The sequence below is a fragment of the Tumebacillus permanentifrigoris genome (genome assembly GCF_003148565.1).
Taxonomy (GTDB): Bacteria; Bacillota; Bacilli; order Tumebacillales; family Tumebacillaceae; genus Tumebacillus; species Tumebacillus permanentifrigoris.
The window spans coordinates 75,274-87,923 of record NZ_QGGL01000007.1; the positions used below are offsets into that span (position 1 = coordinate 75,274).

Consider the following 12,650-nt stretch of genomic DNA (forward strand, 5'->3'; position numbering starts at 1 on the left):
AATAAAACTACAGATTTGTCCGAATCTTTTTTAACAAATTCCCGTTCGGATCGTAGGTATAATCAATACGGTAATTGTTGAGACCACGGTGCACAGTGTACGTCAACAGTCGGTTGGCACCGTCATACGTGTAGAGACCAGAAGATTCCGTTACTTCAAAGGCATAGGGAACCGCCGTGGTGTATCCATTGACATCTTTGATTTGGAAACCGTAGACGACACCTGCCACACAATTCATCTCAAATTCGTGCTGGTACCCTTTAAGAGCCTGGGTGGTGCTCGCCACGTTCACACCCGCCGAGGAAGCCACAATGACTGAGAACGTGTTGGCTTGCGGAGTACGAATTGAGAGGTGGTATTTGCCGGTTTTCGTTGCTGTGAAGCTGTAGATGTCACTGTCAGTTGCACTACTCAGTTGTGACTGATAGAAGGTTGACGGCTGGATGACAACAGCGCGACTGATATCATCGTTCGGTTCAAACGTATCGGCATAATCGTTCACTTGCAAAGTGTAAGGAAGCACGCTGTTCTTGTCGTTGTTCGAAGACACGCGCACGTAATAGGTGGTGTTGGCGAGTAGACTCTTGCCAATAATATGGACTTCGTTGCTAGCGCCGGAGGACAATTTGGTGATCGAGGTCCTGTTGCTCGACAACAATTCTACACCATAGTCCTGACCATCCGGCACATTTAGAACGATCACCTTATCACCCGGCGTTGTAAACGTGAAGCTGTACGTGTCGACATCTTTCGGAGTAGAGACAAAGGACTGTACAAACGTGTTCACGGTAATGTTGCGAGCCGAATCAAAGGTATCGTTAAGTTCAAACGTATCCGGATTTACCTTACCTAGGGTCAGAGAGTAGTTCATGACAGGACCCTTGACCAAGATGAAATAATTGGTGTTTGCACTCACCGGGAGATAGACGTTATTACCAACAGAGTTTGGGTTCACACTTGCATTGTTGGTCAACTCTGTCTGACCATCAGAACCGAAGACTTGCAGAGTGGTCCCTGCGGTCACGTTCACATTGACCTGACCAGTGGTGTTTGAGGTAAACGAGTAGTAATCCGAATCCGTGCTACTAGACACATCCGCCTGTTGCAACGAATCCAAAGCAATCTGGGTTGCATAGTAGATCGAATCATTGTATTGTTGCGGGTCCGAAGGACTTATTTGGAATTCGTACTCGCTGTCAGTCGAATCACAAATCAAACATCCTTCAAAATCCGGTTCGACATCTAGGTAATACACCGTGTTGGCCTTCAGTGGAATGTCTTGCCCAATCTCAGAAAAATTCTGGGTGTATATTCCTTTCTTAACCCCATTTTCGATGCTGTAAATCCGTACAAAATTACTACGGCCCCCCCAGTTACTAAAATAGAAGAAGGCGTTCATATCATATGGGACAGTAAATTTATACATGTCCGCGTATTCCAATGGGTTCCGGGTCAGCGCTGTCATGTAAAAGGCACCCAAATCGATCGTTTGTGCTTGACTAGGCGTATCATTGGGCTCCGATGTAGGATCGACAAATGCCACGTTCACACGTTCGAACTGTTGCGTACTTTTGTCACCCGTTTTCTCGACGGTGACAGAGAACAAATCATCCGCGACATTTTTCTCATTCAGATAGTGCATACGGATGAGGTAAGTTCCCTCTTTCGTATCCGCGGATGTTCTCCATGTGTAGGGCACCACATCACCTGCTTTTTGCGCTGTCAATTCGACTGTATCCAAAACTTTTTTCGAATTATTAATGGAGGCAACCGTGATCTCCACGCCCTGTACCGGTTTCGTTAGTTTCAGGGCGACTGACGCACTCTCGCTAGGCATTATCGTTTGTCTACGGTTCACATGAGCAGAGGAGATGTGCTTCTCATTGGCTTTCTTGCCACCCTTGTAGTCTGCGTTGTCACCGTCCTCAGTTCCTGTGGTCGGCTCTTTTATCAGTCCATCGCTCGTTGGAGCGGTGCCACTTGTGGCTGCTTCCGCGTTGACGAGACCTTTCCCGAATTGGAGCGAGTCACCAAGCGCGGTAGCCGTCATGTCTAAACGATCACGAACTTGCTGAGCCGTGTAGGTAGGGTTCTGCTGTTTGACCAGCGCTGCGACCCCAGCAACATGAGGCACAGCCATTGAGGTACCACTTTTCGAAACGTACCCGTCGGCCAACGACAGGCTTTCGATCCCAACACCTGGTGCGACGAGTTCCAGCTTAACCCCCGTGTTCGAAAATACAGCGTGCTGATTGTTTGCGTCTACCGCACCAACGGCGATGACAGAGGCGTACTTCGCTGGGTAACTAATGTCGCTCTCACCGTCATTACCAGCAGCTGATACCAACAGCACGCCACTTTTAGCCGCAATGTCAACAGCTTCTTTAAGTGCAAGCGAGTCTTCACGACCTGCTAGACTCATCGAGACGATGTCCATGTGGTTGTCTGCCGCCCATTCCAACCCACTAATCAATTGACTATATGTACCTGCACCTTGACCGTTCATGACCTTGACGGCATAGAGTTCGACATTTGGAGCAACTCCCACCAGTCCTTGATCGTCGTGTTGAGCGGCCAATATCCCAGCAACATGAGTGCCATGCCCATTCAGATCATCTGTTGTCACTTCTCCCGCTACAAAGCTCGCCCCACCCGCGATCTTGAGTTCTGCGGATTCGGTGTCAATCCCCGTATCCAAAATGGCGACTTTTACACCCGTTCCAGTCCAACCTGCTGCTGATGCTTTCGGTGCCTGTACCTGTTCCAAGTTCAGCGGCACCTGTTCCTCTGTGCTCTGAATTTTGAAATCTGGTTCCACAAACGCCACGTTGTCGTCCGCCTGTAGTGCTTCCAAATCCTCAATTGATAGATCTTGAACCGCGACAAAGGAATTGTGGGTAAAAGCCTTGGCGATTTTCTTGTTGCGTTTGGCCAGTCCTACCTTACCGTTCTCTACATCCTTAAACTGAACCAGATAATTGCCCATGCTAACAGACTTTTGCTTGACTTCCGATGCTGAAGTGATTGATTGCGGTGCAAGCAAACTTAGTGTGAGAGCCCCAAGTAAGACTCGGCTCACAACTTTCTTCACAGCACTTCCCCCTTGTTAGTTTTAATTGAATGTTCGGAAAAGTTTCCCTTATAATAAACCACTTCACCTACCTTTCTTTTACTATGTTGTAAATAAAACTTTGGATTTCATTACTGCAGAACAGTATACAACTGTATCGCATTCTATGTAAAGAAATTTCGTGAGAATCGTTCAATATTATTGAATTTTTCCAGTCTTTTTATTTCTGAATAAAAAAAGATCCCTCGCTATCCCAGGGATCTTACTTGATTTATCAAGTTTTCTCGCACCTCGGCAAACTGCTTTTTCCGATGCCCATTGGCCCCTGATGGATGCGGGAAACCCAACAAACAGCGCGCACGATCGATGGCCCCCTGCTCAACCAGCGGCGCGAGCGTGTCCGCGACGCTTTTTCCAAGCGGGATCAGGATCGGATCCTGCAACTGCTTCCACTCGCTCGGGAATCCCTCATAGGCATAGGTGCACAAAAGCGGTGAGGCTGTGATCTTGGGTGTGTGTCCGGTGTAATTGCTCCCTTTCCAAAAAACAGGATTGCGGATCAGCGAGGTCGTGTGAATCAGATCCCGACGCTCGCTAAAAAGCTTCCGCGTGGTGCTGATCCCCAGCCACTCCTGTACCCCTAACTCGTCCAACATTTCACACAGATGCACCCGCATCGACCCGGCCAATCCAGCCGTGGCCTTGGCACGCCGCTCCATTTCCTGCACCGTGTAGGCTCCTGCGCGCAAATCGTCGCGCACCTGTCGAAACGCCAGCTCCATCTGACTCCACCCAGGCGTGATGCCCAGTACGCAGATCTTCGCCACAGTGTTGATGTATTCATTATGCGGTGCGTAATAGATCTCCAGATCGCCCTTCTGCTCCAGTAAAAAGTCGGACGTCAATAAGTCCCCCCTTCGCAACGAACCTACTGGAGGTAGCATGGCGATCTTGGGAAGGAAGTGCTCCAATCGATCCATATCAATATCAATATCAATATCCATATCCATATCCCCCTCTCCATTCATTCTATCCTTAAAAATGCGTATGATGAGTTTGGACGTCGCGAAACGGACATACTTTCTCTGATGCTTTTCACCATTCTACAGGACAGGGATGAAACAGCCATGAACAAACACGAACTGATCCACGAAATTCGCAAAGCTTCGATTCGACTGGACAGCCACGACGACCTCGACGCACTGGTCGACGCGGTCGGTGACGCACAGATCGTGTTGCTTGGGGAGGCATCGCACGGGACTTCGGAATTTTACTCCTTGCGCATGGAACTCAGCAAGCGGCTGATCGAGCGCAAAGGCTTTTCCTTTCTCGCGGTCGAAGGCGACTGGCCTTCCTGCTACAGCCTCAACCGCTATGTCAAAAACGCCCCCGATGCCCCTGCCACCGTGCGCGATGCCCAACAGAGCTTCAACCGCTGGCCGACTTGGATGTGGGCGAACCGCGAGACGGCCGAACTCGCCGAATGGTTGCGCGACTTCAATACGAACCGCTCGGAGCAGGAGCGCGTCGGCTTCTACGGATTGGACATGTACAGCCTGTGGGAATCGATGGAGGCGGTGATCAAGTATTTGGAGGAGACCAACGCGCCGGAGCTGATCAAAGCCAAGCGGGCGTTCGCGTGCTTCGAACCGTACTCCCAAGAAGGCCAGACCTATGGCATGGCAGCGACCTACCTCTCCGAGACTTGTGAGGAGGAAGTCGTCAAATTGCTCACCACGCTCCAAGAGCGTCGATTCCGCGATGTCCCCGACCAAGAGGCGGAACTCAGCGCCGAATTGAACGCCCTCGTCGCGGTAAACGCCGAACGCTATTACCGCTCGATGGTGCGCGGTGGCAACGATTCGTGGAACATCCGCGACACGCATATGGTGGATGCCTTGAATCAACTGATGAAATTCCACGGGCAAGGGGCGAAAGCGATCATCTGGGAACACAACACGCACATCGGGGATGCCCGTGCGACCGACATGGCGCGTGAAGGCATGGTGAACGTCGGGCAACTCGTCCGCGAGCAATATGGCCGCGAGAACTGCTACGCGATCGGTTTCGGCACACACCGTGGCACCGTGATCGCCGCCCGTGAGTGGGGGGCTCCGCTTGAAGTGTTGCCAGTTCCCGAAGCGTTACACAACTCTTGGGAAGACATGATGCACCGTGCAGGTGCGCACAACCAGATCCTCTTCCTCGGCCCGGAGAATCCTTACTTCCAAACCACAGTCGGTCACCGCGCAATCGGCGTCGTCTACTACCCAGAGTACGAACGTGGCAATTATGTTCCCTCGAACATGGCCCAACGCTACGATGCGTTCGTCTATGTGGACGAGACCCATGCGCTGGAACCGATGGTGGTCGAAGAAGTGATCGTCTAATTTCACGCAAAAAAAAGCACGGGCTCAACGCTCGTGCTTTTTGTCTGTCCTTGTAATTCGTTATTATATACATTATCATATTAATATACAAAACCTATCTCGTTAAGCTTGCTTTACTCCCAAAAGTACTGGAGAGACGGCGTGTACAGATCGAAAGGGTGTGCGCACATGACAGCAGTACTTGAATACAAGTGGATGATCCTCGCAGTCCTCGAAGTGGTCGCTTGGGGGATGACGTTCCTCATGTTCTACGCCCGATACGGGATGCGTTCCCAACTGTGGTTCCGCGTCTACGCTGCGCTTTTTGCGCTCACGGGCTTGATCCCGCAGGTGCTGATCGGCATCCTGAACTTTGCGGTGAATCGGGAGCTCGATGTCTTCACACTGGCCATCGTGCTGCTCCTGCTCTACGGTGCAACGCTTGGAAAATCGCAAGTCAAAAAACTCGACGCTTGGGCCGAGCGGAAATTTGCCAAAAAAGAAACGCAGGCCAAAGCCTGAGCCCGCGACACAGCCTCCTCGGGTTTTCTCTCGATCAAAAAAAGACCGAACTTCGCGCGAAGTTCGGTCTTTTTTCTCATCCATTCGAAACGGCTACCGCTTGCGCAACAGCCAGTTTTTCTTGATCTTCAAGTAACGCTCCATGTCGTTGATGAAATGCAGCAGCGCGGCCCGACTCTCAAATTCCTGACGGTCTTGTGGTAACTCAGCCGCTCGAAACTCGGCTTGTAAACGGAACAGTTGGTCAAGCCGCGCTTGGGTTTGATCGGTGCTCCCTGGCGTGATCTGCCCCGCCATCTCGTCGAGGAAGTTGGCAATGTCGCGCCCTTGGCAGTAGGCGCCGTCCAGTGTCGAGAGCGTCAACATGATCCGCTCGATGATCTCAAACTGCCGGCTGCGCATGAGGAAGTACGCGTAGTACCCGGTCTCTTCGCGCAGGACGTGATTTTCGATGTCCAGCAAGGCCATCCGCAACGCATCGCGCAACACCGCCGTCGTCTCTGTGATCTCGCGCCCATCCCAATCGGTCGCCCCATCGCGCAGGAAGCGCGCCACCTCGCGGAAGATTCGCTCGAAGTTGCCTTCGATCTGCTTCTGGAAGCGCACCAACTCTTTCTCACGACTCGGCATATAGGAGTTCAACAGCAACGCCGCCCCGATGCCGACCCCGACCAACACGAGTTCGTTTTTCGCCATCGCCCAGTCGACGTGCTCCATCATATACATGTGGAGGATGATCACACAGGCGGTCGTGACACTGCCTTGCACCTTGAGGGCAACCAACGTCGGGATCAAAAACAGCAGGATCAACCCGATGCTCCACGGGTGATAGCCGACCAACCGAAACATCAGCATCGCGAACCCGATGCCGACCACACAGGCAATCAAACGCTCCCAGGCATCCAAGTAGGAGCGCTTCACCGTCTCGCGCAGGCAGAGGATGGTCAAGATGCCCGCAAATGAATAAAACTCTAAGCCCAAGTACTTGGCGATCGCGATCGACAGCGCGCTTCCGACGGCTGTCTTGATCGTTCGAAACCCGATTCGCATCTGCATCCCCGCACCCTTCCTCTCTGCCCCCAGAAAAGGCAGTGAGGTGCGTGGCGCCTACTGCCTTTTTTTCAGAACCGTCGCGATCCTTATCTCCCCAAAATGTTCTTGGTCAATTTGTAGATCTGCGAGTATGGGATGACGCCCTCTTCCAGCATTTCCTGTAGAATGTTTTCGACGAAATACTGGACGCAAGGCATTTCCTGAAACTTGAGAATCGTAGACAGCGCTTCTTGGTAGATTTCCAAGAACAACGGCTCCGGGTTGCCGCGCTGAATCTCACCGAACGATTCATACAGCAAGTCGATTTTGTCAGCGACTGCGAGAATTCGACCTTCGATGCTCTCGTCTTTGCCCTCTGCGAACCGTTCATGGTAGATGCTCTGGAATTCGGCTGGGAACTCTTTTTCGATGAAATTCTTGATCATCATGTCCTCGACTTGCGAAAACAGTTCCTTCAACTCAGGCATCGCATACTTGACGGGTGTTTTGATGTCGCCGGTGAACAATTCCGCGTAGTCATGGTTGATCGCCTTCTCATAGAGCCTTTTCCAATCGATGACCGTGCCGTCCGCCTCTTCGACAGTGGCTAAGAACTGCGCGATCTTGGTCACTTTAAATGAGTGACTCGCCACGGAATGCTCTTGGTATTTGAACTTCCCCGGACAACGATTGATGCCTTCTAGATCAGACAAGCTCTTGAAGTAGTTATGAATCCCCATGTTGACATCTCCTTTCCCATGCTTTTCCTCGGTAGGTATTTCGAATGAATATACCACTAGAAGAGGTAGAGTTCAACCGGAAGTATCTGGTACTCTATTCCTCAAGTTTTAGTTTACCGGACGACTTCAACTGCACCTGCACTTGAACATGGCGCAGCGACGCTTTCGTCAACGGCAGTTTCGCGTCGTGTTGCAAGCGATGCCAAGCGGTTGGATTTTTTCGATACAAAACCAGACCCAAGTTCAAAATGTCGCCCCCTTGGCGCAATCCAGCCTCGTAGGTCTGGCGAATTTCCTTCTCGATCTGCTTCTCGGTCGCTTCACGCAGGTACGACTCCGGTTTGGGTTGCATGACTTCCAGCATGCTGCCTTGGGCTTTGATCTGCAGGTCAAAAAACACCTGGTCCCCTTCGACACTCGGAAGAATCTTGCAGTCTGGAGCGAGGAAGATCGTCGAGGACAACGGCTTGCCCCTATCATAGGTAAACAGTGCCATGCGTCTGTGACCTGACTCGACCCAGCGCAGACCGTCTAGAAGTTGCTCACCCACAAACCCTTGGTACTTATAGTTCAAGATGAGGGCCACCCCGTTCAACCGGAGCACCTCGTGTACCTCATTTGCCATCTTCCACCGCGTCTTGGAGATCGTGAGGTAGGGCAGGACCGTGGTCTGGGCCGGTTCTTTCAAACTGGAAATCATCGTATTCAAATAGATCGGTTTGATTTGCGAACTTTGTCGATAGGCGTCCTCCGGGTTATTCAAGCGTGAATAAACAGTCGAGATGTTCAAGGTCGGTGTGGTGGCAAATAGCTTGTCCAGCGATGCATGCGTACCAAACGTCCAGATCGTATGCCTCATCTCGTGATACCGTCGCATCAGATCGATCGCATGCTCAGGAATCCCCGCCTTGATGGCATTGTCGGAAAACACCATGGCGGAGATGTGCGCCCACGAGATTTTTTGTTGCGTCGTATTGTAGAGATCGAATGCAGCCTGATCAAACGTTTCACCCGTCCCTTTGCCGATCGCAGGCTTATCCTCATGCCGTCCGCCACCGCTTTCCATCTTGCTGAGATTCGAAAAGTCAATCACCTGCGCATACAGGGTGTACTGGCCCTTCACATAGTCGACCCCAAGGGCATTTAGATAGATCACGTGCTCCACTTCACGAAAATCCCAACATCCAGCCAGCAGAAACGAGGTCAGCAAGACCACCAACAGCGTCCGTGTCCAGCTCTTCATGTCGAATCTCCAGCCTTGTCCCTTTTGTCGGAGTCGATCGTGGTGAGCACTTCCGAGCGTTTGACTTTGCGACTCCAAGGGATTGGAACCAAAAAGCGCCGCAGATCAGGCAACACAATCGGCGACGCTGGTGCCAGATACGGAACCCCCAGGGAGCGGAGATTGGTCAGATACACCAACAAGCCAAAAACTGAAACAAAAAAGCCAAACAGTCCAAACACCGAAGAAATCAGCACCATGATCATGTTCAGCAACCGTATGGTTCCCGACAGGTCTTGGTTGCCAAGGATAAAACTGGCCACCACAGACGATGCGATGACCACCAACATACTCGGCGATGTCAGTCCGGCGCTGATCGCCGCTTGCCCGATGATCAAGCCTCCGACGACGGAGAGCGTTTGTCCGACTGACGCTGGCAACCGCAACCCCGCCTCACGAAACAATTCAAACAGCATGATCATCAGAAAGGCCTCGAGCGGAGCCGACATCGGGACGCCCTGCCGCGAGATGACGATCGTTGCCAGCATCGTATACGGAATCTGATCTTGGTGGTAAGAATTCAAACAAATCCAAAAGGCCGGCAACAACAACGCGATCGACAACCCTATGATGCGAAGCATCCGTTGAAAGGAAACGATGATTGGCATCGTATTCGGGTCTGATGGCCCTTCCAACAGAAAAAACAGACTCACGGGCGCGATGATCGCCGACGAGGAACCATCAAGCATCAAAACGAAGCGTCCGTTCACCAAAGACATCGCGACAAAGTCCGGCCGCCCCGTGTAGGAAAACAACGGGAAGAGCGGGATCTTCGCATCTGTCAGATACCCCTCAAGTTCGGACGTATTGTAAATCGCATCGACCTTGATCTGCGACAGTTTGATTCGTACCTCTTCGAGGATCGACGGCGATGCGACATCTTCCAGATACAACAAGGCCAGTTTGGTATTCGTTCGCGTTCCCAGCACATGTTGCTCGTAAGACAGCGTGTGTGTCGGAATTCGTTTGCGAATCAGGGCGATGTTGACCGATAGTTCCTCGACGAATCCATCGCGAGCCCCACGGTTTGAGATCTCTGTGCTGGGCTCTTCAATGGCTCGTTGTGGGTGTTTGGCGATCTTGACGGTATACATCGCTTGCAAGTCTTGAAAATACAGCAGGAGGTTGCCTGCAAACACTTGGCTCGTCAAGTCTCTTTGGATGTTTGAGGAGGTGAGTCGGTTCATCATCAGCGGTTTCGAGGCTTCTAGTTGTTCTTGGTTTTCTGGTAAGAAGGTACGAAAGGCTTGCTGCAGACTGGGCAACACAACTTGGTTGATCTGCTTGTCATCTGACATCCCCTGACAATAGATCAACAACAACGATTGTTGGTCCGGGTAGGTGCCCAGTTTCAAGTTGACCAACTCGACATCTTGGTTGTTGCGAAACCAGTCACGCAACTCAGTTTCGCTTGGGAGTTGCGGTACGTCCATTCCGTCCACCACCTTTTTGCTTTCTACGCATCAGGACCAACAATCCCACAATTAACGAAACCGTCACAAGCAACATCGTCGAGGCAGGGATGCCCACCTGTATCAACAAGGCCAGAAACTTCATATCACTCACCGGCCACATCACAACCCCACACACCACCACATACGCCCCGATCAGCACGATGGATCGCGCACGACTTTTTGGGATCGAGAGCACTTCCGGGATCAGATACATGGCGAGCGAGACGCGCAGGAACGCCCCTGTCAGCCATTGATAGATAGACAGAAAGTCGAGATGTTCGATATAGCGTCCAATGTACAGCAACCTCCACTCTTCATAGGCCGGGTATCGCTGAGCCGCTGCTTCATAGGGACCAAATTCCGCAATCGCCCCCACCAAGGGCCCAAGCGTCAGCCCCGTGTACATCACCAGCATGATCGCAAGCGTCCGAAAGCGAATCGGATTGCGCAAATGCTGTTGCAGGAAGACGAGATAGATGATCTCCGCGAACCCTACCCCGCCATACAACACACCTTTGGCGACGTTACCCCAGCCGTGTTCCAACAGCGGCTGCAATTGGCGATAATCTTTGAGATGCATATTGCCCGTCATCACAAAAAAACCGAAGAGGATTACGAACGGAACCAGAATTCCGCCCATCGTAGCAATGGACTGAATTCCATAGTGCGAGTTGGCGTAACAGAGGAGAACAAATAGGATGAGTAAAGCAATCGTGGGGGTCTGGGTTAGATAAGCGGTCTTCGCCCATGTCAACGTATCCTTGAGCGTCACGACACTGACCACGAGCAGGTAGAGCACCACGACATAACGCAGAGTCCCGGAGAGTGTGCGACCGTATTTTTGACGGAGCCAATCAAATAGATGATGTTGCGCAGTCCGTTTGACGATGAGATAGAGGATCGGTAGCCAAAGCAAGGCGAGTATGGTAGCGATCAAGACAGAGACCCAAGAGTCCCGACCCACCACCTGTAAAAGTATCGGGATCAAGATCACGTGATTCAGTAGCCCTGTTGAGCCAAGCAAGACCAGCAACACTTGCAACGTGGAGACGGACGATTTCTGCATACACCCTCCTGCTGTTCCAATACTTGTTACCTAATTGCCTTTAGGGTGACCGATTTCCAGTTTTTTATTTCAAAGAAAAACCGCCTGGCAGTCACGCAGCCAGGCGGTTTTTTTATTTGGGTGAAGAGTCCTTAAACGCATTGAGGAACATCTTGGGGATTGCCGTTTCAAAACGCATCAAGGCCCCTGTGGTCGGATGGTCAAAAGCCAAGACACGCGCATGCAGCCCGAGTCGAGAGATGCTCTTGGTTTTCGCTCCGTACTTTCGGTCATTGACGACCGGGTGTCCGATGTCTTGCATGTGGACGCGGATCTGGTTTTTCCGCCCCGTCTCTAAATTGACCTCCAGCAGCGAGAAGTTCGGGTTGGACTTGAGGACTTTATAGTGCGTGACCGCATGCTGGCCGCCGTTCGGGTACGGGTTCGAGTACATCAGCAACGTCTTGCTCTCCTTCAGCCATGAGGAGATCGTGCCCTCCGGCTTTTTGACTTTGCCTTCGACCAACGCGATATATGTACGTTCCTTGACGGTCTCATTCCAGGAGTTTTGCAACGTTTGCTGCACGTCCTGACTCTTGGCAAACATCATCACCCCGGAAGTATCGCGATCCAGTCGATGCACGACAAAGATCCGGTTTTGCGGATTGTCTCGTCTGACGTGCTCCATCAACTGGCGATAGGCGGTCATCTCCGTCTCTGTTTCCGAAGCGATCGACAGCAGACCAGACTCTTTTTGGATCACGATGATGTCGTCATCCTCGTACATGATCGTGACCCCGTTCATGCGCGGCGCTTCGGAGACGGCCGCTTTTTTCTCCCCGACCGAGACTGACTGTCCCGGTTTTAAGGGGAAGTTGTAGGCCGTCACGACCTGATCGTTCACCCAGATCTGCCCACGGCTCAACAGGGACTTCACGGAGTTGCGGCTCAGGTTGGTGATCGATTTCAATAAGAAAGCGAGCAATTCCTCTGGTTCTTTTACGGTAAACTGCTTGCTTTTGCCATGCGACTGATGTGGCAAATTCGCAAGGCCCGCAGGACGCGGTGCCGTGCTTTTGGTAAAGGGTTTGTTCCCTTGTTTGTTAGCCCTACTAGAAGTCTGACCTTTAGCCATG

At 51.8% G+C, this 12,650-nt stretch carries 10 protein-coding genes; 2 read left to right on the forward strand and 8 right to left on the reverse strand.

Translation table 11 applies throughout. From position 1 onward, the window contains the following. Nucleotides 1–7: 7 nt before the first annotated feature. Both C7459_RS09525 and C7459_RS09530 read right to left on the reverse strand, forming a co-directional pair. The gene (locus C7459_RS09525) at nt 8–3,091 is read right to left on the reverse strand and encodes a S8 family peptidase (protein WP_109688633.1); all 3,084 of its coding nucleotides are present in this window, start codon (nt 3,089–3,091) and stop codon (nt 8–10) included. 227 nt (nt 3,092–3,318) lie between these two features. Next, nucleotides 3,319–4,074, reverse strand: coding sequence for a hypothetical protein (locus C7459_RS09530; RefSeq protein WP_109688635.1), 756 nt, complete (start codon nt 4,072–4,074; stop codon nt 3,319–3,321). Between the two features lie 123 nt (nt 4,075–4,197). Here C7459_RS09530 and C7459_RS09535 point away from each other — a divergent pair, with 123 nt between their 5' ends. After that, complete coding sequence (locus tag C7459_RS09535; protein WP_109688637.1) at nt 4,198–5,460, forward strand: erythromycin esterase family protein; 1,263 nt, start codon at nt 4,198–4,200, stop codon at nt 5,458–5,460. 168 nt (nt 5,461–5,628) lie between these two features. Further along, nucleotides 5,629–5,961 carry a hypothetical protein gene (locus C7459_RS09540; RefSeq protein WP_109688639.1) on the forward strand — a complete coding sequence of 111 codons (333 nt, stop codon included), beginning with the start codon at nt 5,629–5,631 and terminating at the stop codon, nt 5,959–5,961. Between the two features lie 93 nt (nt 5,962–6,054). Here the strand turns inward: C7459_RS09540 and C7459_RS09545 are convergent, their stop codons facing one another. The 6 genes from C7459_RS09545 to C7459_RS09570 form a co-directional block, all read right to left on the reverse strand. Continuing rightward, a complete protein-coding gene (locus tag C7459_RS09545) occupies nt 6,055–7,017 on the reverse strand; it encodes an aromatic acid exporter family protein (RefSeq protein ID WP_109688641.1) in 963 nt (320 codons plus the stop codon). An 83-nt stretch (nt 7,018–7,100) separates the two neighbouring features. Further along, entirely contained in the window at nt 7,101–7,733 is a 633-nt protein-coding gene (locus C7459_RS09550; protein ID WP_109688643.1) for an HD domain-containing protein, read from the reverse strand. 94 nt (nt 7,734–7,827) lie between these two features. After that, the gene (locus tag C7459_RS09555; protein ID WP_109688645.1) at nt 7,828–8,976 is read right to left on the reverse strand and encodes a Ger(x)C family spore germination protein; all 1,149 of its coding nucleotides are present in this window, start codon (nt 8,974–8,976) and stop codon (nt 7,828–7,830) included. After that, nucleotides 8,973–10,448 (reverse strand): spore germination protein, encoded by a 1,476-nt coding sequence (locus C7459_RS09560; protein ID WP_109688647.1) that lies wholly within the window; start codon nt 10,446–10,448, stop codon nt 8,973–8,975. The genes C7459_RS09555 and C7459_RS09560 overlap by 4 nt, the downstream gene beginning before the upstream one ends. After that, nucleotides 10,417–11,535 carry a GerAB/ArcD/ProY family transporter gene (locus C7459_RS09565; RefSeq protein ID WP_109688649.1) on the reverse strand — a complete coding sequence of 373 codons (1,119 nt, stop codon included), beginning with the start codon at nt 11,533–11,535 and terminating at the stop codon, nt 10,417–10,419. Before C7459_RS09565 ends, C7459_RS09560 begins: the two co-directional genes overlap by 32 nt. 112 nt (nt 11,536–11,647) lie before the next feature. After that, a complete protein-coding gene (locus tag C7459_RS09570; protein ID WP_109688651.1) occupies nt 11,648–12,649 on the reverse strand; it encodes an RluA family pseudouridine synthase in 1,002 nt (333 codons plus the stop codon). Nucleotide 12,650 lies beyond the last annotated feature (1 nt).

Excerpts from the sequence above, each read along its gene's own strand:
- C7459_RS09565 (WP_109688649.1), bottom strand. The coding sequence starts at position 11,535 with ATGCAGAAATCGTCCGTCTCCACGTTGCAAGTGTTGCTGGTCTTGCTT.
- C7459_RS09530 (WP_109688635.1), bottom strand. The coding sequence starts at position 4,074 with ATGGATATTGATATTGATATTGATATGGATCGATTGGAGCACTTCCTT.
- C7459_RS09560 (WP_109688647.1), bottom strand. The coding sequence starts at position 10,448 with ATGGACGTACCGCAACTCCCAAGCGAAACTGAGTTGCGTGACTGGTTT.
- C7459_RS09540 (WP_109688639.1), top strand. The coding sequence starts at position 5,629 with ATGACAGCAGTACTTGAATACAAGTGGATGATCCTCGCAGTCCTCGAA.
- C7459_RS09535 (WP_109688637.1), top strand. The coding sequence starts at position 4,198 with ATGAACAAACACGAACTGATCCACGAAATTCGCAAAGCTTCGATTCGA.
- C7459_RS09545 (WP_109688641.1), bottom strand. The coding sequence starts at position 7,017 with ATGCAGATGCGAATCGGGTTTCGAACGATCAAGACAGCCGTCGGAAGC.
- C7459_RS09570 (WP_109688651.1), bottom strand. The coding sequence starts at position 12,649 with ATGGCTAAAGGTCAGACTTCTAGTAGGGCTAACAAACAAGGGAACAAA.
- C7459_RS09550 (WP_109688643.1), bottom strand. The coding sequence starts at position 7,733 with ATGGGGATTCATAACTACTTCAAGAGCTTGTCTGATCTAGAAGGCATC.
- C7459_RS09555 (WP_109688645.1), bottom strand. The coding sequence starts at position 8,976 with ATGAAGAGCTGGACACGGACGCTGTTGGTGGTCTTGCTGACCTCGTTT.